This is a genomic window from Acidovorax kalamii, from assembly GCF_002245625.1.
In the GTDB taxonomy this organism is placed as follows: domain Bacteria; phylum Pseudomonadota; class Gammaproteobacteria; order Burkholderiales; family Burkholderiaceae_C; genus Acidovorax; species Acidovorax kalamii.
Map to the genome: position 1 here is coordinate 530,953 of NZ_NOIG01000004.1, position 20,272 is coordinate 551,224.

Annotated in this window: 20 protein-coding genes; 9 read left to right on the forward strand and 11 right to left on the reverse strand. The window is 66.3% G+C overall.

Annotated features, from left to right (window positions below):
• Window positions 1-18 precede the first annotated feature (18 nt).
• The 4 genes from ribBA to CBY09_RS05500 all read right to left on the reverse strand — a co-directional run bounded on the left by ribBA (window position 19) and on the right by CBY09_RS05500 (window position 3,141).
• Window positions 19-1,140 carry a bifunctional 3,4-dihydroxy-2-butanone-4-phosphate synthase/GTP cyclohydrolase II gene (gene ribBA / locus CBY09_RS05485; protein ID WP_094287220.1) on the reverse strand — a complete coding sequence of 374 codons (1,122 nt, stop codon included), beginning with the start codon at window positions 1,138-1,140 and terminating at the stop codon, window positions 19-21.
• A 226-nt stretch (window positions 1,141-1,366) separates the two neighbouring features.
• Window positions 1,367-1,663: a 2Fe-2S iron-sulfur cluster-binding protein gene (locus CBY09_RS05490; RefSeq protein ID WP_056064834.1), complete on the reverse strand. Its 297-nt coding sequence runs from the start codon at window positions 1,661-1,663 to the stop codon at window positions 1,367-1,369.
• 12 nt (window positions 1,664-1,675) lie between these two features.
• A complete protein-coding gene (locus CBY09_RS05495; RefSeq protein ID WP_094287222.1) occupies window positions 1,676-2,314 on the reverse strand; it encodes a DUF938 domain-containing protein in 639 nt (212 codons plus the stop codon).
• A 545-nt stretch (window positions 2,315-2,859) separates the two neighbouring features.
• A complete protein-coding gene (locus CBY09_RS05500; RefSeq protein WP_094287224.1) occupies window positions 2,860-3,141 on the reverse strand; it encodes a DUF427 domain-containing protein in 282 nt (93 codons plus the stop codon).
• 967 nt (window positions 3,142-4,108) lie between these two features.
• Between CBY09_RS05500 and CBY09_RS05505 the strand changes: the two genes are divergently transcribed.
• Complete coding sequence (locus CBY09_RS05505) at window positions 4,109-5,017, forward strand: SDR family NAD(P)-dependent oxidoreductase (RefSeq protein WP_094287226.1); 909 nt, start codon at window positions 4,109-4,111, stop codon at window positions 5,015-5,017.
• A 71-nt stretch (window positions 5,018-5,088) separates the two neighbouring features.
• Window positions 5,089-6,615 (forward strand): glutamate--cysteine ligase, encoded by a 1,527-nt coding sequence (gene gshA, locus CBY09_RS05510; protein ID WP_094287228.1) that lies wholly within the window; start codon window positions 5,089-5,091, stop codon window positions 6,613-6,615.
• 116 nt (window positions 6,616-6,731) lie between these two features.
• Here gshA and CBY09_RS05515 read toward each other — a convergent pair whose 3' ends face one another.
• Both CBY09_RS05515 and CBY09_RS05520 read right to left on the reverse strand, forming a co-directional pair.
• Window positions 6,732-6,962 (reverse strand): oxidoreductase-like domain-containing protein, encoded by a 231-nt coding sequence (locus CBY09_RS05515; protein ID WP_094287230.1) that lies wholly within the window; start codon window positions 6,960-6,962, stop codon window positions 6,732-6,734.
• Window positions 6,963-6,970: 8 nt separating this feature from the next.
• Window positions 6,971-7,222 carry a hypothetical protein gene (locus CBY09_RS05520; protein ID WP_094287232.1) on the reverse strand — a complete coding sequence of 84 codons (252 nt, stop codon included), beginning with the start codon at window positions 7,220-7,222 and terminating at the stop codon, window positions 6,971-6,973.
• Between the two features lie 95 nt (window positions 7,223-7,317).
• Between CBY09_RS05520 and ylqF the strand changes: the two genes are divergently transcribed.
• Both ylqF and CBY09_RS05530 read left to right on the forward strand, forming a co-directional pair.
• Window positions 7,318-8,295: a ribosome biogenesis GTPase YlqF gene (gene ylqF / locus CBY09_RS05525; protein WP_094287234.1), complete on the forward strand. Its 978-nt coding sequence runs from the start codon at window positions 7,318-7,320 to the stop codon at window positions 8,293-8,295.
• Window positions 8,296-8,422: 127 nt separating this feature from the next.
• Window positions 8,423-10,708, forward strand: coding sequence for a putative bifunctional diguanylate cyclase/phosphodiesterase (locus tag CBY09_RS05530; protein ID WP_094287236.1), 2,286 nt, complete (start codon window positions 8,423-8,425; stop codon window positions 10,706-10,708).
• Window positions 10,709-10,838: 130 nt separating this feature from the next.
• Here CBY09_RS05530 and CBY09_RS23820 read toward each other — a convergent pair whose 3' ends face one another.
• Window positions 10,839-10,982: a hypothetical protein gene (locus tag CBY09_RS23820; protein WP_165773866.1), complete on the reverse strand. Its 144-nt coding sequence runs from the start codon at window positions 10,980-10,982 to the stop codon at window positions 10,839-10,841.
• Window positions 10,983-11,241: 259 nt separating this feature from the next.
• On the opposite strand from CBY09_RS23820, the gene CBY09_RS05535 reads away from it, so the two are divergent.
• Window positions 11,242-12,264, forward strand: a complete 1,023-nt coding sequence (locus tag CBY09_RS05535) for an OmpA family protein (protein ID WP_094287238.1) — start codon at window positions 11,242-11,244, stop codon at window positions 12,262-12,264.
• A 219-nt stretch (window positions 12,265-12,483) separates the two neighbouring features.
• Window positions 12,484-12,867 carry a glyoxalase superfamily protein gene (locus tag CBY09_RS05540; protein ID WP_094287240.1) on the forward strand — a complete coding sequence of 128 codons (384 nt, stop codon included), beginning with the start codon at window positions 12,484-12,486 and terminating at the stop codon, window positions 12,865-12,867.
• Between the two features lie 30 nt (window positions 12,868-12,897).
• Here the strand turns inward: CBY09_RS05540 and CBY09_RS05545 are convergent, their stop codons facing one another.
• Window positions 12,898-16,062, reverse strand: coding sequence for a hypothetical protein (locus CBY09_RS05545; RefSeq protein WP_094287242.1), 3,165 nt, complete (start codon window positions 16,060-16,062; stop codon window positions 12,898-12,900).
• 103 nt (window positions 16,063-16,165) lie between these two features.
• Between CBY09_RS05545 and CBY09_RS05550 the strand changes: the two genes are divergently transcribed.
• The gene (locus CBY09_RS05550) at window positions 16,166-17,101 is read left to right on the forward strand and encodes a M14 family metallopeptidase (protein WP_094287244.1); all 936 of its coding nucleotides are present in this window, start codon (window positions 16,166-16,168) and stop codon (window positions 17,099-17,101) included.
• A 24-nt stretch (window positions 17,102-17,125) separates the two neighbouring features.
• On the opposite strand, the gene CBY09_RS05555 is transcribed toward CBY09_RS05550, so the two are convergent.
• Window positions 17,126-17,665 (reverse strand): DUF924 family protein, encoded by a 540-nt coding sequence (locus CBY09_RS05555; RefSeq protein WP_094287246.1) that lies wholly within the window; start codon window positions 17,663-17,665, stop codon window positions 17,126-17,128.
• A gap of 120 nt (window positions 17,666-17,785) precedes the next feature.
• Window positions 17,786-18,667 carry a DMT family transporter gene (locus CBY09_RS05560; RefSeq protein WP_094287248.1) on the reverse strand — a complete coding sequence of 294 codons (882 nt, stop codon included), beginning with the start codon at window positions 18,665-18,667 and terminating at the stop codon, window positions 17,786-17,788.
• A 268-nt stretch (window positions 18,668-18,935) separates the two neighbouring features.
• On the opposite strand from CBY09_RS05560, the gene CBY09_RS05565 reads away from it, so the two are divergent.
• On the forward strand, window positions 18,936-19,259 hold the full coding sequence (locus CBY09_RS05565; RefSeq protein WP_133066237.1) for a DUF6916 family protein: 324 nt from the start codon (window positions 18,936-18,938) through the stop codon (window positions 19,257-19,259).
• Window positions 19,260-19,335: 76 nt separating this feature from the next.
• Entirely contained in the window at window positions 19,336-19,818 is a 483-nt protein-coding gene (locus CBY09_RS05570; RefSeq protein ID WP_240515589.1) for a GNAT family N-acetyltransferase, read from the forward strand.
• Window positions 19,819-19,888: 70 nt separating this feature from the next.
• On the opposite strand, the gene CBY09_RS23945 is transcribed toward CBY09_RS05570, so the two are convergent.
• Window positions 19,889-20,158, reverse strand: a complete 270-nt coding sequence (locus tag CBY09_RS23945; RefSeq protein ID WP_205734093.1) for a DUF6916 family protein — start codon at window positions 20,156-20,158, stop codon at window positions 19,889-19,891.
• Window positions 20,159-20,272 lie beyond the last annotated feature (114 nt).

Genomic DNA, 20,272 nt, shown 5'->3' on the forward strand with positions numbered 1-20,272 from the left:
GTGATCCTGTTCCTGTCTTTATTCTTTGGGGATGAAGCCGGTGATTTCGAGGCCGTAGCCGGTCATGCTGGGCATGCGGCGCGGCTGGCCCATGAGGGCCATCTTGTGCACGCCGCATTCGCGCAGGATCTGCGCGCCCACGCCGTAGGTGCGCAGGTCCATGCGGCCGCGCTCGGGCGCCTGGGCGGAGCGGGCGGTGCCTTCAAACTGGGCCAGCAACTGCGCAGCGCTTTCGCCGCAGTTGAGCAGCACGGCCACGCCTTTGCCTTGTTTAACGAGGTATTGCAGGCTGGTGTCCAGCCCCCACGAGTGCATGGAGCGGTTGATTTCAAGCGCATCGAACACCGACAGCGGCTCGTGCACGCGCACGGGCACCACGTCGTCGGTGCTCCACTGGCCTTTGACCAGCGCCAGGTGCACGGCCTGGCTGGGCTTGTCGCGGAAAGCGTGGGCGGTGAATTCGCCATAGGCCGTCTGCAGCGTGCGCGTGCCGACCTTTTCGACCAGCGACTCGTTGCGGCTGCGGTATTCGATCAGGTCGGCAATGGTGCCGATCTTGAGGCCATGCTCTGCCGCAAACAGCTGCAGATCGGGCAGGCGGGCCATGGTGCCATCGTCCTTCATGATCTCGCAGATCACCGATGCGGGGCTGCAGCCCGCCATGGCGGCCAGGTCGCAACCGGCTTCGGTATGGCCGGCGCGCATGAGCACGCCACCGTCCACGGCCTGCAGCGGGAAGATGTGGCCAGGCTGTACCAGGTCGCTGGGCTTGGAGTTGCGGTCCACCGCCACCTGCACGGTGCGGGCACGGTCGGCCGCCGAGATGCCGGTGGTCACACCCTCGGCCGCCTCGATGGAGACGGTGAACGCCGTGCTGTACACCGTGCCATTGCGCGCGGCCATGGGCGGCAGCTTGAGGAACTCACAGCGCTCGCGGGTGAGCGTCAGGCAGATCAGGCCCCGGCCGAAGCGGGCCATGAAGTTGATCGCCTCGGGCGTGACATGGTCGGCGGCCAGGACGAGGTCGCCTTCGTTTTCGCGGTCTTCTTCATCCACCAGGATGACGATGCGCCCGGCGCGCATCTCGGCCACGATGTCCTCGACAGGCGAGATCGGCACGGGGGTGAGGGGGGTGTTCATGGAAGGTTGGGGCTTTCTGTGGGAGCCTCTGGCGGCTTGCCAGCTGGCGGTGTGCTGCAGCACAGGTTCCCGTGGCCGGGGGCAGCTGCTGTGCCCCCAAGAAACCGCCCCAAAGAACATGCGATGCGGCGCTGCCGCACGTCAAAGGGGCATCGTGCCCCAAAACCTTGGATTTTAGTGCACCGGGGCTGGTTGCGTGCCTGAAAGGCGCGGCCCCTGACGCAGATCAGATGGCGCTGCCCTGCAACACCACGTCCGACGTGGGGTAGGCCACGCAGGGCAGCACGCAGCCTTCTTCCTTTTCTTCGGCCGTGAGGCCCGGCCATTCGATGGCGTAGCGCACGGTGCCTTCGACCAGTTGGCCCAGGCAGGTGCGGCAGGTGCCGTTGCGGCAGGAACTGGGCCAGTCGATGCCGCCTTGCTCCATGGACAGCAGCAGCGGCTGCTCGGGCCAGGCGTCGCACTGGGTGCCATCGGGCTCGACCTTGGCGATGAAGAAAGGGGCGGCGGTGGGTGTCGTCATGGGCGTGTCTCTTCAGGGTTGGCGGGCGGCGTGGGTCCACACCAGCAGCAGGTTGTTGGCGGGCATGGCGTGCCGCGCGGCCAGTTGCAGGCCGGCCTGGGCGGCCACGGTTGTTACGTCTTCGATGCGTCGAATGCCCCAGGCGGCGTCTTGGGTACGCAGGCTGGCGTCAAAGGCCAGGTTGCCCGGTGCGGTAGGGATACCGTCTTCGAGGTAGGGGCCATACGTGACGAGGCGGCCGCCCGGTGCCAGGTGCCGCGCCGCGCCCTGCATCAGCCCGGTGCAGCAGGCCCAGGGGGCGATGTGCAGCATGTTGGCGCAGTAGACCAGGTCAAACGATGCGGCGACGAATGCCGGGCCCTCGCTGGGCCATCGGTCGTGCAGCACGTCCAGCCGCCGGGGCTCCTGCATGTTGCGGGCACCGGCCTGCGCGGCCCACCCGGTGATGGAGCCAAAGTGGGTGTCCTGCAAGTCGGTGGGCTGCCAGGTCCAGCCGGGCAGGGCGGCGGCAAAGTGCGCGGCATGTTGGCCGGTGCCACTGGCGATCTCCAGCGCCGCCCCCGCTGGCGCAAGCAGGGCCAGCAGCTGCGCCAGGATGGGTCCCTGGTTGCGTTCTGCGGCAGGGCTGTGCTGGAGGAGGGCGTTGGACATGAATGTTTTTGGCTATTTGCGCGCGTCTATCAAGCGCTGATAGCTATCAAATAAGGAGCGCTTGTGGGTGTGCCGGTGTGCAATGTACCGCAGATGCCTTGTCCGGCGGGGTGCCTGTTTTTTAAGCGGCGCAAGGATATTCCTTGCAAATCAAGCACTTAACCTTGTCATACAAGGCTTGTTCACAGTTATCCACAAGATTGTCCAGTGTCGGGCGGGATAACCGGGGCGCGGGAGGTCTTGGCTGTGGGTGGTTGGTCCCGGGGTTGGACGGTGCTTCTGGCTGCCTGTTTTTTGATCAATTCAAGGATATTCTTTGTGAATCAAATACTTAGCGGTGTCATACAGGGCTTGTTCAAAGTTATCCACATGATTGTCCAGTGCAGAAAGGGATAACCGCTGCTGGCTTTTGAGGGGTTGCTTAAAAAATATGCAATGCGGGGTGTGTCCTTACAAATCAAGCACTTGGAGTTGTCATACAGGACTTGCCAAAACTTATCCACATGATTGTCCAGCGGCAGCAGGGATAACCCACAGGCTGTGGTTCAGGCCGTGACCTTGACGTCTTTCCAGAACGCCACGCGGCCCCGGATTTCTTCGGCTTCGGGTTTGGGGTCGGGGTAGAACCAGGCGGCATCGGGGTGCATTTCGCCGTTGATCAGCAGCGACAGGTAGCTGGCCTGGCCTTTCCAGGCGCACATGGTCTTGTGGTTGCTGAAGGTGAAGAACTCGCGCTTGAGTGCGCTTTCGGGGAAGTAGTGGTTGCCTTCGACCACCACGGTGTCATCGCTCTCGGCGATGACGACGCCGTTCCAGGTTGCTTTCATGGGGTTTCTTTTCCTTTTCTTCGGGGCTTGTTTGCGGGGGAGATACCTTACTCGATTGGCTTCTTTTGGGGAGGGCTTGGTTGGCTGCGTGCTTTTTTGAGGGCGAAGGCCGGGAGTCGCCCGGCGCGCGAGTAACTTTCTTTCGCTTGCTCGACAAGAAAGTCACCAAAGAAAGGCGACCCCCAGTCTGCGACCCCTGCGCTGCGCTCCGGGGCAAACCTGCGGCGGGGCGGTTGCGGGGTGCGCCGTGGAACTCGCTTTGCGCTGCGCGCGCTGCTCGGACAACAACGGCGAGTCAGAGCACGAAGCATGGGCGCTCCGACGCCCATGCCACCCCACAACCGCCCCGCCGCAGGCGCAGCCAGCAGGGGTGGACAACCAAACATCCAACAGCCGAACAGCCACACGGGCCATCGCTGCGCTCGGCCCAGCTTTCGCAGCGCGCGGCGCTTGCGCCCGCGAGATGGTGCCGAGCAAAGCGATGGCCCGTGTGGATGTCCGATTCGCGGGTTCCCTTCTGGATGCGCCTGGGGCGCGCAGGGCGCGGGGTGGCATGCGCGTCGGAGCGCGCATGCTTCGTGAACTGACTCACCGCAGTTGTCCGAGCGGAGCGCCGAAGGCGCGCAGCGAGTTCTGCGGTGCACCCCGCGGCCGAGCACCCCAGGTTGCCCCGCAGCGCAGCGAAGGGGTCGCAGACAGCAGGGTCGCCCTTTCTTTGGTTCCTTTCTTTCGGCGACGCGAAAGAAAGGGACTCGCCCGCCGGGGCGACATCCCGGCCTCTGCCCGTAAAACAAGCACATCGCCACAACCAGCACCAGCACACAAAGCAAGCTCCCCTCCAGTCACCTGCGCAACCCCCTCCACCCCCCATCTCGCTTAAAGTCCCACGCGCAGCGTTCCCTCCCGGCACCCAGACCGTCTTTGCACAACACAACCAACTAACCAACCAACAACAGGAGAAGCTCACATGGGTATCGACTTCCAAGGCCGCGTGGCCATCGTCACAGGCGCAGGCGGGGGCCTGGGCCGCCAGCACGCACTGGCGCTGGCCAAGCGCGGCGCCAAGGTGCTGGTCAATGACCTGGGCGGCGCGGTGGACGGCAGCGGCGGCACGGTGACGGCCGCGCAGGCTGTGGTCGACGAGATCCGCGCTGCGGGCGGCGAAGCGCTCGCCAATGGCGCGTCCGTCACCGACTTTGCCGCCGTCGAAGCCATGGTGCAGCAGGCCATCGACGCCTGGGGCCGGGTGGACATCCTGGTCAACAACGCCGGCATCCTGCGCGACAAGTCGTTTGCCAAGATGGACATGGCCGACTTCCGCCTAGTGGTGGATGTGCACCTGATGGGCGCGGCCCACTGCTGCAAGGCAGTGTGGCCGCACATGGTCGCGCAGCAGTACGGCCGGATCGTGATGACAACCTCGTCCACCGGGCTGTACGGCAATTTCGGCCAGGCCAACTACGGTGCGGCCAAGCTGGCGCAGGTGGGGCTGATGCAGACGCTGTCCATCGAAGGCGCGAAGAACAACATCCGTGTGAATGCGCTGGCGCCCACGGCCGCCACGCGGATGACCGAAGACCTGTTCCCCAAGGACATGCTCGACGCCCTGCGCCCCGAGTCCGTGGTGCCCGCCATGCTGGTGCTGGCGCACGAAAGCGCGCCCACGCGCACCGTCCTGTGCGCGGGCGGCGGCAGCTTCGAGGCGGCCCACATCACGCTCACGCAGGGCATCCACCTGGGGACTGGCGCTGACGTGCCCGAGCAACTTGCGGCCCGCCTGGCCGAGGTGACCGAGCGTGCGGGCGAACAGGTACCACAAAGTGGCGCTGCACAGGGAACCAGCGAAATAGGAAAGGCCATGGCCGCAAGGGCTTGATTTCCCCAAAGGCGGGCCAGCGCTCAACGTGCTAAGTTCCGGGCCGACAGAAGTTGGATCGGTATAAACATATGAGCAAACTGCACGAGAGACTGGCCGCCTACCCGGCGGATGCCCTGGGGGGGATTCGCCGCGGCATTGAAAAGGAAGGGCTGCGCGTGCTGCCCACGGGCGGCCTGGCGCTTACGCCCCACCCGCTGGCGCTGGGCTCTGCGCTCACGCACCCGCTGATCACCACCGACTACAGCGAATCGCAGCTCGAACTCATCACCGGCGCCCACAAGGGGGTGCTGGCCTGTCTGGATGAGCTGACCGAGGTGCACCAGTTCGTGCATCGCACCCTCAAGGACAGCGGCGGCGAGCTGCTCTGGGCATCCAGCATGCCTTGCGGCCTGCCCACGGACGAGACGATTCCGATCGGCCGCTACGGCAGCTCCAACGTGGGCCGCGCCAAAAGCGTGTACCGCATGGGTCTGGGCCACCGCTATGGGCGGCGCATGCAGACCATTTCAGGCATCCACTACAACTGGTCGCTGCCCGGCGTGACGAGCGAGCAGTATTTCTCGCTCATCCGCAACTTCCGCCGCCACGCGTTCGTCCTGCTGTACCTGTTTGGCGCCTCGCCCGCGCTGTGCCCCTGTTTTGTGGAAGGGCGCCAGCATGGCCTGCAGCAGATGGAGGGCGGCAGCGCGCTGTACCTGCCCCACGCCACCTCGCTGCGCATGGGCCGCCTGGGCTACCAGAGCGATGCCCAGGCCACGCTGGCCGTGAGCTACAACGGCCTGACCGGCTACGCCAACTCGCTGCACGAGGCGCTGACCAAACCCTACCCGGCTTATGAAACCGTGGGCGTGCGCAACCCGGGCGGCGACTACAACCAGCTGGGCACCAGCCTGCTGCAGATTGAGAATGAGTTCTACGGCACCATCCGCCCCAAGCGCACCGTGCGCACGGGCGAGCGCCCGCTGCACGCCTTGCGCGAGCGCGGTGTGGAGTATGTGGAGGTGCGCCTGATGGACCTGGACCCGTTCGTGCCCGTGGGCATCACGGCATCCACCATGCGCCTGCTGGACGTGTTTTTGCTGCACTGCCTGCTGTCCGACAGCCCGCCGGACACGCCCGCCGAAATCGCCGAGCTCAAGCAGAACCAGCACCTTACTGCCGAGCGCGGCCGCGAAAGTGGCCTGCACCTGACACGCAACGGCCAGAGCGTGCTGCTGACCGACTGGGGCAGCGAGGTGCTGGCCGCCTGCGAGCCCCTGGCCGCCGCGCTGGATGCCACCCATGGCACGGGCGACTACAGTGCCGCGCTGCGCGATGCCCGCGCGCTCATGGCCGCGCCCGAGCGCACCCCGTCGGCCCGCGTGCTGGACCACATCACGCAGCAGCACCACCACAGCTTCGAGTCCTTTGCGCGCCAGCAGTCCATCGCTGCGCGGGACGCGCTGCTGGGTCTGCCCTGGTCGGACGCGCAACAGGCCCGCTACATGGCCATGGCCGCAGAGTCCATCGCTGCGCAGAAAGCCATCGAGGCGGCGGATACGCTGCCGTTCGAGGAATGGCGCGAGCAGTACATGGCGGTGAAGGAACTGGGCTGACGCAAGAAGCTGCTGGCGTCAACTTCTGCAGGCGCTCTGCAGATGCATTTGCTATAAATTTAATAGCTTGAACCGCTTGCCCATCAGGCGGTAGAGGCTAATTTGGCTTGATCTTTTTAGCCTTGCAACTGCAGCAGGGCCTCCTGGCGCCAGTATTCCGCCGCGTCCAGAAACCCCTCCCACACGCAGCCATTGCAGCCCCGGCCGCAGCAGGTGGTGGGCTCGGGCGGCGGGTTGCGCAGGGTGATCCCGAGTTCTTCGGCGCGCTGTTGCAAGGCGACAAACAGGGCCTGGGCCGAGGCGCCGTCCACGGCGCGGGCCGGGGCGGTGAAGCCATCTGCTGCCATGGTTGGTGTCACGGCTGGTGGCGTCCGGCCTGGGCGCGGCGCACGCCGTACAGCACCCCGAACCCAATGCCCAGCACCAGCGCAAACCAGCCCACCAGCGTGGCCTGCGCCATCAACTCGCGCACGCTGTCCGAACGGGCGACATACGGCGCCAGCAGGATGACCAGGCCAATCAGGGAGCAGGTCACGGCCTTGAACAGTAGCTCCTTGTCGGCCTTGCGGGCGGCGGCATTGCGGGGTTTGTCGGTGGGTGCAGGCATGGCAGAAAAAGCGCTGTGGCGGGTGGCGGCAAAGAGCGCGATTATCCTTGCCACCCTCCGACAGTCTTAAAAACACAAGAAAGTACCCCCGCATCATGGCCATCCAGTGGTTCCCCGGTCACATGCACCTGACCAAGAAAGCCATCACCGAACGCATCAAGGACATTGATGTGGTGATCGAGGTGCTGGACGCGCGCCTGCCCGGCTCCAGCGCCAATCCGCTGCTGGCCGAAATCACGGGCCACAAGCCCACGCTCAAGGTGCTCAACAAGCAGGATGTGGCCGACCCCGAGCGCACAGCCCTGTGGGTGGACTGGTACAACGCCCAGAGCGACACGCGCGCCGTGCCGCTGGATGCGTCCGACGCCGCGCCCGCGCGCAAGCTCATCGACGCCTGCCATCTGCTGTCGCCCAACCGGGGCGGCATGGCCAAGCCCATGCGTGTGCTGATCTGCGGCGTGCCCAACGTGGGCAAGTCCACGCTGATCAACACGCTCAGCAACAAGCGCCAGGCCAAGACGGGCGACGAGGCGGGCATCACCAAGCTGGAGCAGCGCATCACCCTGGCCGACGATTTCTACCTGTGGGACACGCCCGGCATGCTGTGGCCGCGCATCATCGTGCCCGAAAGTGGCTACAACCTGGCCGCCAGCGGCGCCGTGGGCCGCAATGCCTACGATGAGGAGCTGGTGGCGCTGGAGCTGCTGCGCCGCCTGCAGCAGCACTATGCCCCGCTGTTGGAGGCGCGCTACAAGCTGGGCCTGCCCGCCGGGGCCATGGCGACCATGCAGGACGACGAACTGCTGGAAGCCATTGGCCGAAAACGCGGCGCCATGCTGGGCGGTGGCCGGGTCAACCTGCAGAAGACGGCCGAGATCGTGATGACCGACTTCCGCTCGGCCATCCTGGGCCGCATCACGCTGGAGACGCCCGCTGAGTTTGAGGCTTGGCGCGCCGCGGGCCTGGCCGAAGACGCCAAACGCCAGGCCAAGAAAGACGCGCGTGCCAAGGCCAAGGGCAAAGGCTCGGGCGTGCGGGAACCGGCCCCGGGCAGCGAAGACAGCGCAGACTGACCTTGCCCTCAAGGGCCCTGGGCAAGGCCCGCAGCCCTGTTGCAGGCGCGCCGCCGCAGGCATTTTGCTGGTAGGCGTTTGCGAAAGCTGCGGTTACGATGGTTCCTTCCCCCCTCTACCCGTTGCCATGGCCGAAGCTTCTGCTGTTCCGTTGCCTGACTACGAAGATGCCATCACGCGCAACCTGGTGCGGGTGGCAGGCTGGGCCGTGATGCTGCTGGCGGGCACCATCGGTGTGCTGCTGATGTTCGACGAACCCGTGGCGCCGGTGCGGGTGGGGCTGAACTTTGTGGCGTCCTTGGTGGGGGCTGCAACGCTGTGGCTCGCAAGCCGCCAGCGCTGGAAGCAGGCCACCCATTTGCTGGTGTGGGGCGTGTGGGTGTCGGTGTCGCTGGTGGCGGCCCGCAATGGCGGCGTCAACGGCCCCAACCTGCTCAACTACCCCGTGATCATTGTGCTGGCGGGCTGGCTGCTGGGGGGGCGCGCCACGATCACGCTGGTGGGGCTCACGGCACTGCTGTTCCTGGGTTTTATCTGGGCCGACATCCTGGGCATGTTCAAGCCGGTGCAGGTGGCCAACCGCGTGGCCGGGGCCGTGTACCTGGCGGGCATCCTGGTGCTCACGGCGGCGGCCACGCTGCTTTCGCGCCGCAGCTACATGAGCCGTGTGCAGGAGGCGCAGCGCACGGCCGCCAACCTCGCGGCCAGTGAGGCCTCGCTGCGCAAGCTGCTGCGGGCCGTGGAGCAGAGCCCCGAGGCCATCGTCATCACCGACCTGCGCGAAGACATCGAATATGTGAACGACGCCTTCGTGCGCCGCACGGGCTACGAACGCGAAGAAGTGGTGGGCCGCGCGTCGGCCGAGTATTCAAGCAACGGCCTGGCGCCCGCGCAGCGCGAGGGCCTGCGCACCACCCTGGCCCGGGGCGACAGCTGGGCGGGCGAGCAGGTCAACTACCGCAAGGACGGGCAGGCGCTGATCGAGTCGGTGGTGGTGGCCCCCATTCGCCAGCCCGACGGCCGCGTGAGCCACTACGTGGAACTCAAGCAGGACATCACCGAGCGCAAGCGCGCGGCCGACGAGATCCACCGCCTCGCGCATTTCGACAGCCTCACCGGCCTGCCCAACCGCTCCACGCTGATGGAGCGGCTGCAGACCCTGCACGGCCGCGCGGGCCGCCCGCCCTCCATGCAGCACGCGCTGCTGCTGCTGGACCTGGACCGCTTCACCACCTTCAACGACGCGCGTGGCAGCGAGATGGGCGACCGCCTGCTGTGCGCCGTGGCCCTGCGCCTGTCCGAGATCCTGCCCGCCCAGAGCCTGCTGGTGCGGGTGGCGGGCGACGAGTTTGCCGTGGTGCTGCACGGCCTGGGGGTGGATGTGTCCCTGGCCAGCCGCCACGCGCTGGCCTTTGCCGCCAGGCTGCAGGCCACCCTGTTGCACCCCCTGCGCCTGGAGGGCGATGCGCAGGACGCCCAGCTGGGCGCCAGCGTGGGCATCACGCTGTACCCACAAAGCGCGGGCGACAGTGCACACGACGCCTTGCGGCGCGCCGGCATGGCCCTGCACCGGGCCAAGCAGGCAGGTGGCGGGCGGGCCGCGTTTTTTGAGCAGGGCATGGGCGAGGCCGCCGAGCAACGCTTTCGGCTGGAACGCGAGCTGCGCCACGCGATTGGCGCGGGCGAGCTGCGTTTGCACCTGCAGTCGCAGGTCAACGTGGAGGGGCGGCTGACCGGGGCCGAGGTGCTGGTGCGCTGGCAGCACCCGCGCGACGGGCTGGTGCCGCCGGGTGTGTTCATCCCCATCGCCGAGGAGTCCGATCTCATCGTGAGCCTGGGCGAGTGGGTGCTGGCCCATGCCTGCGGACTGCTGGCGCAGCCTGCGTTCCACGAGCGGCGGCTGCGGCTGTCGGTCAACCTCAGCGCGCGCCAGTTCCGGCAGGCAGGCTTTGTGCCGCAGGTGCGCGCGCTGCTGGCCTCCAGCGGGGCCGACCCCCGGCTGCTGACGCTGGAGGTGACAGAAGGGCTGGTGATCGAAGACTTTGACGACACGGTGGCCAAGATGCGGGAGCTGGCCCAACTGGGGGTGGACATCTCGCTCGACGACTTTGGCACGGGCTACTCATCGCTGGCCTACCTCAAGCGCCTGCCCATCCAGGAGATCAAGATCGACCGATCGTTTGTGCACGATGCACCCACCGATGCCGACGATGGCGTGCTGGTGGAAGGCATCCTGTCGGTGGCGCGCCACTTTGGCCTGCGCGTGGTGGCTGAAGGGGTCGAGACCCAGGCACAGGCTGACTTCCTGAGCCAGCGCGCGCCCGACATCGTGTACCAGGGCTATCTCTTCGGCCGGCCCGAGCCCGACACCCAGTGGCTGGCCCGCCTGGTGCCTGCCGAGGCATTGCGGTAAGGAGGGCAGGAGAGGTCGATGGGGGCTGGATCCACGAAAAATACAAGAAAAAAGGCCGTCTGCGCGCAAGGGTAAAAGGGATCTTGCTGCTTTTTTGATAGCAAATCCCCTGGTGCGCAATGCCCAGCCGCTACTTGTTCTTGTCCTTGCCCTTGGGGATGACGCTGGTGACGGGTGGCATGGGGCGGTCGGAGCCGCTGTATTCCTTGGGTGGCGATGTGTCCTTCTTGGGCTTCTTCGCCATCTTGTTGCTGCGTTGTTCACCTTTGGCCATGGGGTTTCCTTGAAAGGTCTCGGGATGGGACCGTGCCGCATGGTACGGCACAAACCGGCGTGTCCCGTGCGCTGGGACATGCGCGGGGGCTTGCTTCGCACTCTGGCGGGTGCGACAAGCCCGCGCCAATCCGTGAGGTTTTGCGCGAAAGGCGCTGGCAGCCACTGCGGCGCGCGTGCGCGCAGGGTAGTGTGCGTCCAGGGCCTCTCCTATCATGGCGCTGCCATCTGGCACCCGTGCAGCCAACCGGAGAGCGTTCATGATCAAGACACTGTTTCGCCAATGGGGCGCATCGCTGTGCCTCGGCTTCCTGGCCCTGGCCAGCCAGGCACCGGCCGCAGCGCAAGACCTGCCCGGCGCCAAGGACCACCCGGCCGTGAAGCGCTTTGGCGGCAGCACCATCGTGGGCTACGAGGTGCGCAACTTCGACGCTGTGGAGTTCCAGACCTCCACCTTCAAGGAGTTTGACCTGCAGGCCTACCGGCGAATCTATGTGCAGCCGCCCCTGGCGCTCGAAGGCAAGCTCACCCGCCTGTGGTACGAAGCCCCGGGCGCCACGCGGTCGCTGGAGCTGTTCCGCAACTACGCGAACGAGCTCACGGCCAGCGGTTTTGCGGCGCTGTACGACTCCACCCGCGACAGCGCTGCCGGCAGCTACACCAACTTTCTGGCCAGCCTGAGCAGCGGCCGCCGCGATTTCGTCAAGAACAACCGCAGCGAATACGTGATGTACGCGGCCAGCGCCAGCAGCCTGCGCACCGGCACCTTCCAGAAGGGCAACACCACCGTGCGCCTGATCGCCATCGACTGGCCCAAGGACGAGCCCACCTACAAGGCCAAGCAGGGCGCCTACATCGCTGTGGACATCCTGGAGACCCAGGCCATGGAGCAGAAGATGGTGGTGGTCAGCGCGTCCGACATCAGCAAATCCATCACCGCCAACGGCAAGGTCGCCATCTACGGCATCCTGTTCGACACCGGCAAGGCCGACGTGAAGCCCGAATCCAAGCCCTCGCTGGAGCAGATTGCCGCCTTCCTCAAGGCCGAGCCGACCGTCAAGCTGCACGTGGTGGGCCACACCGACAGCGTGGGCGGCTTCGACAGCAACCTGGCGCTTTCCAAACGCCGGGCTGATGCAGTGGCTGCGGCGCTGGTCAAGGACTATGGCATTGCCGCCAACCGCATGGTGGGCAACGGCGTGGCCTCGTTGGCGCCTGTGGCGAGTAACAGCAGTGATGAAGGCCGGGCGAAGAATCGGCGGGTGGAGTTGGTGCTGCAGTAGGGGGCGGGGCTGACCGCTGCGGTGGGGTCGCAGGTGGATGGAATGAGAATGTGAGTAAGGACTATCGTTCAGGAGTAGTGGCCGAAGAGCGCTGCCCTCATTGACCGCTCGCTAAAATTCATTGTCAATCTTGCGGACACCGCTCCGCCTTTTGGCGACAGGCTAGGCAGATAGCACCGTCTCGAACTTGGTCCCTGTTTCCGCAATTTGGAGCGCAATATGCAATCGACTCTCCTGCAGTCTCATGCTGTTGGCTTTGGCCGAATGGCGCCGACGGTGTCGGTCGCTAATATTGATCGGGCCGTTGACTTCTACACACGCGTACTCGGCTTCTCAAAGGTCTTTGAGAATGGGAGCCCCGTCGGCTTCGTCATTCTTGAAAAAGATGCTTCGGAGCTTCACCTGTCGTTGTTCAAGAGTCACAAGGCAACGGCTCAGAATGTGGCTCACCTGATGGTTCAAGATGCGGCCGCTCTGTATCGGCACTTGGAAGAGAGCAGGGTCAAGATCATCAAGACCATCCGTGACGCGGATTTCGGGCTGAGGTGTTTTGTTTTCGCTGATCCCGATGGAAACCGAATCGATGTGGCCGAAGGCTTGTAGCGCGTCGCCGCTTTCACACTTGCCCAACGCTCACCACCGCACCGGCCCCGCCTCATCCCCCCAGAAAATCCACCGGCTGGTCTCCACATACAGCGAGGTCCCAATCGAATACGGGTCCATGCCCGCCTCGCTGCGCTCCAGCCGTACCAGGTAGCCGCCGTAGCTGGCGGCCCACAGCACGCCGCCGTCGGGGGCCATGTCCATGCCGCTGATGGTGCTGCCGATGTGGTGGCGCCACAGGGCTTGGCCGTCGTCGCTGATGGCGTGCAGGTAGCCGTCGGCGTCGCCCAGGACGACCAGGCCGGGTTGGGTCGCCGAGGCGTACACGCGGCAGCGGCCGTCCAGCGTGGGCAGGTCTTCTGCGTCGGTGGGCGCGGGCTGCGGTGTATCTTGCTGCCCCTGCGCAGCGAGCGGCGAGAGCGGCACCGACAGCGTGCTGCCCCAGTACAGATGGCAGGAGTTGGCGAACAGGCGTGTGCCGTCGTGCGAGAACACCGCGTGGTGCGGGTAGGACGATTGCGGGTCGTACTCGGCCACCAGGGTGCCCCGGGCATCGAGCAGGATGTGGCTGCTGTCCTGGTCGCCCACGGCGATGCGGTGTTCGTCGGGCGAGAGGGCCATGTGCAGCATGTCGAGGGCCAGCACGGTGACGGTCTGGCCGCCTGCCTCTTCGTCCATCTGGTTCTTGGGCCAGGTGTAGGGGCCGTCTTCGTCAAAGGTTTGCGGGTGCAGGCGTTGCACGCCGCCACCGCCACTGCGGCCATCGCTGCCGCCGCTCTCCGTGGGGGTGAGCAGGTAGATGCCGGTCGGGTTGCGCAGCAGCACGCGCTGGCCGTCGTTGAAGGGGATGAGTTCGTCGCAGCGCTGCCCCAGCGGGCCGGGCGCCACGGGCACATGGGGTGGCAGGCCTTCGTTGCCACGGGGCAGGGCAAAACGCGCAATCACCGGGCCGCCAAAGCCCTGGTGGGTGGTGATCTGCTGGCCGTCGCTCTGGGCAAAGATGTGCCGGTTGTGGGAGCGGCCCAGGCCGCGCAGCGTGGGCAGCGGCTGGTGGTGCGGACCCTGCACGGCCACCCAGTGCGCGGTGTCGTCGTAGGCCGCGCCAATGCGTGCCACCACACGGCCGTCGTCCAGCGCAAACACCGGGCCGATAAAGCAGCCTGCATTGGCCGCGCGCTGCACAAAGGCATCGGGGGCAAACGCAAAACGCTGGCGAAAGCGCTCGCCCAGGTCGGCATCGGCATGCCGGTGCACCACGCGTGCCAGTTGCAGCACGGTGGGGGCGGCGGCCTTGCGCGGGTCGGGGGGCAGGGGGTTGTCTTCCTCCTCGTCGTCGTCATTCTCGCCGTCCGCCGCCGCCGCATCGCCCGCCGTGGGCTCGGGGTTGTCTAGCGCCAGCTGGTATGCGCGCACGGCGGCCACATAGGCCTGGCCGTCGGCCTGCCACCGGGCTGAGAGTTCCATCAGCTCCAGCGGAAAGACCGCCACATCGGGCACATCGGCCGCCAGGGGCGGGGTGGCGAGCAGGTGCACGGCTGCCTCGATGCGCTGGGCCTCGGCCTGGCGGGCGGCCTCTTGCTCGGCCTTGGCGCGGACACGGGCCTCAACAGCGCCATAAAAGCGCAGCAGGCGGGCGATGTGGTCGGCTGCCCCCCGGGGCAGGGGGGCGCGGCTGTCGCTCTGGCGCTGCGCGTAGGTGAACTCGACCACCGCCGGCCCTTCGCGGGCCTCGTCGATGTTGATCTGGTAGGCGCTGTGGGCGTTGTCTTCTTCGTCGCCCGGTGCGTCGTCGCCGTTGTGCCAGCTGAGCTTGAGCGCGCGGCCCCAGGGCTCGCCGTCGTGCATGCAGGGCTGGCGGGCGCCCACCCAGATGTCGCCCTCCCACCAGCCGTTGCGGTCGCTGTCCCACCAGTCGTTGTACTGGTCGGTGAACACGGGCAGGCTGGTGAAGCGCTCAATGTGCTCCGCCGTCAGCGTGGTCACCAGACGCTGGTGGAGCGGGTAGCGCGCGCGGTGCTGGCCCACGGCCTTGCGCACGTAGTCGAGCACACCGCGCCAGGCGGTCTGGCAGGCCTGCCAGGCGTCGGGGTCGGTGTCCTCGGCCAGCGCCTGCCATTCGCCCGCCTCGCCATGGCTGTAGCGGCGGTACAGCAGCGTGAGCTGCGGCGTGGTGGGCACGCTGCGGCGCAACACCGTAGCCGCCAGCCTCTGCAGCAGGCCCTGGGGCGCAGGCGTCTGCTCGACCGAGAGGTAGAAGTCCCAGGTTTTCCAGACGGTGATGAACACGTTGTCGTCGCGCTGGTCACCGTCTTCGTCCACATGCCGCTGGCAGATCGAGAAGTCGGTTTGCTGGAACCAGCCATAGGCCTTGTGCTCCTTGTGCGCGATGACCGGCGTGTGCACCACGGCCAGGACGTTTGGCACGCTGATGCGGTTGTCGGCGCACAGGTCGTGCGCCAGCGGCCAGGCGGCCTGGATGTCTGCGCTGCTGTGCACCGCGCTGTCGCCAGCCCGCACGGCGGCCACCACTTGGGATCGGTCCAGCATCGCGGCCAGACCCTCTTCGCCCGACGTTGCCCCATGAAGAAACTCGGGGGCAAACACGGCGCCCAGCACCTCGCACGAGAATTCCGCCAGGTGCGGAACGGGGCGCACCTCGTCCAGCAGAAACTCCACCTGCTCGGGTGCTGCGATGTGCAGGTGGTATTCGTCGGTGAACAGCGCCACGCGGGCCTGCAGCCCGCCGTGCACGCGCAGCTCGCCGTGGTTGTAGTGGCCCCACAACAGGTCTTGCACCCGCAGTGCGCCCTGCACATGCACCAGCTGCCCGCCGATCACGGCGTTGTGCGCCTGGGCGTTGCCAGTGACGATGAGGTGGGTCGCGCCGTCGGTGTCGTCGCAGGTCAGTGCGCCGTCGATGCGCAGGTGGCCGTCCACCAGGATGAGAAAAAGCGAGCGGGGGATGGGCGTGTTGTCCGCGCCGGTTTGCAGGCCTTGCCACCAGCGACGCTGCGGGCTGCCGCTGGCCAGGGGGGCGTCCAGGTGCAGCTCGGGCCATTGCACGTCGCCGGTGATCCACAGCACGGTTTCATCGGCCAGCGCGGTGGGGTCCTCCGCCAGGCGCTCGGCCATCCAGCAGTCGGCGGGGATCAGGGCGGCCACATCGGCCAGCGGGCAAAGTCGGGCAGTGGGCATCGGGCGTTGAAGTGGTGGTGCCAGTGGCGGGGCATCGTACACGCAGGCCACGCGGTTTCTGCTTTGCGCAGACAATGATGTGTTGTCTTATCAATTGCCCCCCATGTCTCAGAACCCCCCTGTTTTTGAAGTCCTGCCCCGCGACCTCTCGGCCTACCGCCAGGGCAATGTGGGCATCGACTATGTGCACCGCTTCGAATCCGGCAAGCCCGGCCCCCATGTGCTCATCAACGCCCTCACGCATGGCAACGAGATCTGCGGCATGGTGGCCGCCACGCACCTGCTGGACACGGGCGTGCGCCCCCTCATCGGCACGCTGACCATCAGCTTCGCCAACGTGGCCGCCTACGAGTCGTTTGACCCGAGCCGCCCGTTTGAAAGCCGCCAGCTGGTGCACAACCTCAACCGCGTGTGGTCGGCGGCCGAGCTGGACGGCACCACAGACAGCCCCGAACTGCAACGCGCCCGCGCCCTGCGTCCGGTGGTGGCGGCGGCCGACCATATCCTCGACATCCATTCCACCAGCCAGGACGTTCAGCCCTTCTGGGTCTACCCGGCCTACCCGCGCAACGCCGAGGCCGCGCTGGCCCTGGGCCGCCCGCCCGTGCACCTGGTGATGCCCAGCGGGTTGGGCTCGGGCACGCCGCTTATCCAGCATGGCCGCCACGGCCAGGCCGATGGCACGGGCGTGGCCCTGGTGGTGGAGTGTGGGCAGCATTTCCTGCAATCGGCCGCCGATGTGGCCACGGCGGTGGCGCAGGATTTTCTGGCGCACTTTGGCCTGATCGCCCCGCTGGCCGACCGGCCCGCGCCCGAGGCACAGCGCCGCTACGAGCTGCTGGAGACCTGCATGGTGCGCACGGCAGACTTCCGCTTTGCGCGGCCTGTGCAGGGCTTTGAGGTGTTTGCCAACGGCGAACTCATCGCCACCGATGGCCCGCACGAGATCCGCGCGCTGTGCGACGACTGCACGGTGATGATGCCCACGCGCGAGCCCATCGTGGGGCGTGAGGCGGTGTACCTGACCCGGCCGATCTGACGGGAGCGCAACGCGCCCGGTGGTTCAGAACGACGAACCGGGCTGCTGCAAGAACGCCAGCTCCTCGGGCGTGGAGTTGCGCCCCAGCACCGCATTGCGGTGCGGGTAGCGCCCAAAGCGCGCAATGATGTCGCGGTGGCGCACCTCGAACTGCAGGTTGTTTTCCAGCCCCGGCTGGTCAAACAGCACCAGGGCCTGCGCGTGGATGGCGGCCGACTCGCTGTGCATGTAGGGCATGTAGGCAAAGGCGCGCTGCGCGGGCGTCAGCGCAGCATCGTGGCCCCCGGCCACCAGCTCCTGGGCCAGCGCCAGGGCCTGGGCGTCCTGCGCAAACGCCAGGGGCGAACCCCGGTGCAGGTTGCGCGAGAACTGGTCCAGCACCAGGATCTCGGCCAGGCGCCCCAGGGGCGTGGCGCGCCAGGTCCACAGCTCGCACTGCCGCGCGGCCTGCCAGGTGGCGCCAAACCGGGTGCGGATCTGCGCGTCCAGCGCGTCGCTCTGGGCAAAGTGCTGCGCGGGCGTGAGCTCTTCAAACCAGAAGTGCAGGATGTCGTGGGCTTGCATGGGCTGGGTGTCCGGTTTTATTGAGAAAAATTGGCCGTTTCCGCGCTCTGGTATTCTCTTGTTTGCTATTCAATTTATAGCATCTTGTGCGCAGGCAACTGTGCAGTGGCGGCGCCGTTGTCAGGGGGGCAACACGGCCTGCGTGCGCTCCTGGCGCACCAGATACAGGCCGCTGCCGATGATGATCGCGCCCCCGAGCAGCGTGCTGTAGCCCGGCACGGTCTGCCACAGCACCCAGTCCAGCCCCATGCCCCAGGCCAGGGCCGTGTATTCAAACGGCGCCACCACCGACGCCTGCCCGTGGCGGAACGCCTCGGTGATGGCCAACTGGCCCGCAAAACCGGTCACGGCCAGCCCCGCCACCAGCGGCCAGTGCGCCTGGGCCACGTCCACCCACTGCGGCCAGGCCAGCGTGCCCGCGCCCAGCGCCAGCAGGGTGGTGGTCCAGAAGACCAGGCTGGCGCTTGAGTCGGTGCGCGTGAGCAGGCGGCCCGTGATGGCCGACACCGCATAGCAGCCCGCCGCCGCCAGCACCGCCAGCGCACCCAGGGTGAAGAACGCCTCCTGGCTGGGCCGCAGCGCCACCAGCACGCCCACCATGCCCAGTGCAATGGCCACCCAGTGGGCGGCGCGCACGCGTTCGCGCAGCACCACGGTAGACAGCGCGGTGATCAGCAGCGGCGCGATGAAGAACAGCGTGTAGGCCTCGGCCAGTGCCAGCTCGCGGATAGCAAACGCAAACAGCGCCAGCATGGCCACGTTGAGTCCGCCGCGCAGCAGGTGCAGCGGCCAGCGCACCTGGAGCAGCCGGGGCACCTCGCCACGCCACAGCGCATAAAGCGCCACCAGCGGCAGCGCGGCCCAGCCCCGCAGTGCGGCGACCTGCATGGCCGGGTAGTGGGCGGTCAGCGTTTTGAGCAGCGCATCCATCAGCGAGAAGAAGCCCACAGCGGCCACCATGGCCACGATGCCGCGCAGGTTGCCGGAGGAGGTGGTCAGCATCGGGGCGGCAGTGGTTGTGGGTGGGGTCATGCTGGAAACAAAAAAATCGAGGGCCAGACGGGCGCGTCGCGTGGCGTGTTGAGTGGGGACACGGTGCCAGCGCTCGAAAGTGTAGGCGAGGGGCGTGCTCTATGCTTATCGTCAAGAGCTTGGCGACGCTCTGGCACCTGCATGGGCGCCCCCCCTCGCTATACTTCTTGGGCTCCACCACAAGGCAATGTGCGGGTGGCTGGGGTGTATTGTTACTGCTGAAAATTGGAGCTTTGCCGTGTTGGAACCCGCCTTGTACGCTCGCCAACTGACGTGGGTTGATGCGCAGCGCTTTGTTGGCCAGCAGATTCTGGCCATTGCGCCAACGGCGGTCGGCCCAGTCGATGTGACACTGGAAGTTAGTAGTGTCGTCGAGTCTCCCGCTGCACCGGGTGTCCACCAGTTCGCCATCTGTTTTGAAGGCCCGGCAGACAATTTTCTTGCCCAGGGAACCTATCAACTGCGGCATGCCGAGTTGGGCGATTTTGCTGTGTTCATGACTCCTATTGCACGCTTGCCTGCTGGGTTCGCATACGAGGCATGCTTTTCGCATGTGGTGTGAGTGGGGTCTGTCACCCCTGCCGATGGGGATGCGGCTAAGAGCTGTCGGCGAAGAGGATCTACCTTTTCTACGTGCGTTGTACCGCACCGTGCGGGACCCGGAACTGGCGATGACTGTTTGGACGGAGTCACAGAAGCAGGCGTTTTCTGATTCGCAGTTCGCGCTGCAGGACAAACACTACCGTTCTCACTACCCGGGGGCGCTGTTCCTGGTGGCGGAGTACGAGGGAGAGCGCGTTGGCCGCCTGTACCTTGGAACGGCACCGGGCCCGCTGCGCCTAATGGATATTGCGCTTATGCCCGCCGCGCGCGGACGCGGGTGGGGGGCTGCCCTCGTGCACGCAGTGCTTGAGCGGGCGGACCGAGAAGGCCGAGAAACTCTCTTGTTTGTGGAAGCGAGCAACCCTGCCTATGGCTTGTATGTGCGCGAGGGCTTCGTGCCTGAAGCGGTTGAGGGTGTCTATGTGCGCATGCGGCGCCCGGCCAGTCAGGTCTGGTCACAGGGCGATGTGCCCAAGTCCCAATTGCCACCAGAGAACCCATCGAGATTGCCCGGATAGGGCGCTGCAGGGTATGCATGGGCTGTGCGGCTGCGGCACCGAGAGAGATAGCAAGAAATGTGGCGGCACTCTAGACAGGCTGGTGGCGGTTGAACACAGCTTCCAACTCAAAGCCCGCAGCATCATTGGGGCTTACAAAGATTGCGTGGCTGCCGAGGGCTGGGTGAGAAACATCCCAGGTGTCCTGCTTCAGCGGCTGATGCTCTGTGGCCTGGAAGACCAGCCGAAAGCTGGCTTCACCATCATTCGCCCCTGGTAAAGGGCTGGCCAGTTGCAGTACCGCCGTGGCTCGGAATCCATCGGCTTTGCGAAACTCAAACGTCTCGCCGGTCAGCGGCACGAAGTGGCTACGCAGCAGCGTGGCGGGGTGCGGGGTGTACTGTTGGGGCCGAGAGGTGGTTGCGGCATGGGCCAGTCCCGCAGATGCTGCGGCGTGCGCTAGGCCAGCAGCTTT

Bases quoted from the DNA above. Each gene is read 5' to 3' on its own strand.
- CBY09_RS05530 (WP_094287236.1), top strand. From the start codon at position 8,423: ATGGCCGAAGCTTCTGCTGTTCCGTTGCCTGACTACGAAGATGCCATC.
- CBY09_RS23820 (WP_165773866.1), bottom strand. From the start codon at position 10,982: ATGGCCAAAGGTGAACAACGCAGCAACAAGATGGCGAAGAAGCCCAAG.
- ylqF (WP_094287234.1), top strand. From the start codon at position 7,318: ATGGCCATCCAGTGGTTCCCCGGTCACATGCACCTGACCAAGAAAGCC.
- CBY09_RS05520 (WP_094287232.1), bottom strand. From the start codon at position 7,222: ATGCCTGCACCCACCGACAAACCCCGCAATGCCGCCGCCCGCAAGGCC.
- CBY09_RS05545 (WP_094287242.1), bottom strand. From the start codon at position 16,062: ATGCCCACTGCCCGACTTTGCCCGCTGGCCGATGTGGCCGCCCTGATC.
- CBY09_RS05515 (WP_094287230.1), bottom strand. From the start codon at position 6,962: ATGGCAGCAGATGGCTTCACCGCCCCGGCCCGCGCCGTGGACGGCGCC.
- CBY09_RS05495 (WP_094287222.1), bottom strand. From the start codon at position 2,314: ATGTCCAACGCCCTCCTCCAGCACAGCCCTGCCGCAGAACGCAACCAG.
- CBY09_RS05550 (WP_094287244.1), top strand. From the start codon at position 16,166: ATGTCTCAGAACCCCCCTGTTTTTGAAGTCCTGCCCCGCGACCTCTCG.
- CBY09_RS05555 (WP_094287246.1), bottom strand. From the start codon at position 17,665: ATGCAAGCCCACGACATCCTGCACTTCTGGTTTGAAGAGCTCACGCCC.
- CBY09_RS05505 (WP_094287226.1), top strand. From the start codon at position 4,109: ATGGGTATCGACTTCCAAGGCCGCGTGGCCATCGTCACAGGCGCAGGC.
- CBY09_RS05490 (WP_056064834.1), bottom strand. From the start codon at position 1,663: ATGACGACACCCACCGCCGCCCCTTTCTTCATCGCCAAGGTCGAGCCC.
- CBY09_RS05560 (WP_094287248.1), bottom strand. From the start codon at position 18,667: ATGCTGACCACCTCCTCCGGCAACCTGCGCGGCATCGTGGCCATGGTG.
- CBY09_RS05540 (WP_094287240.1), top strand. From the start codon at position 12,484: ATGCAATCGACTCTCCTGCAGTCTCATGCTGTTGGCTTTGGCCGAATG.
- CBY09_RS05535 (WP_094287238.1), top strand. From the start codon at position 11,242: ATGATCAAGACACTGTTTCGCCAATGGGGCGCATCGCTGTGCCTCGGC.
- CBY09_RS05500 (WP_094287224.1), bottom strand. From the start codon at position 3,141: ATGAAAGCAACCTGGAACGGCGTCGTCATCGCCGAGAGCGATGACACC.
- gshA (WP_094287228.1), top strand. From the start codon at position 5,089: ATGAGCAAACTGCACGAGAGACTGGCCGCCTACCCGGCGGATGCCCTG.
- ribBA (WP_094287220.1), bottom strand. From the start codon at position 1,140: ATGAACACCCCCCTCACCCCCGTGCCGATCTCGCCTGTCGAGGACATC.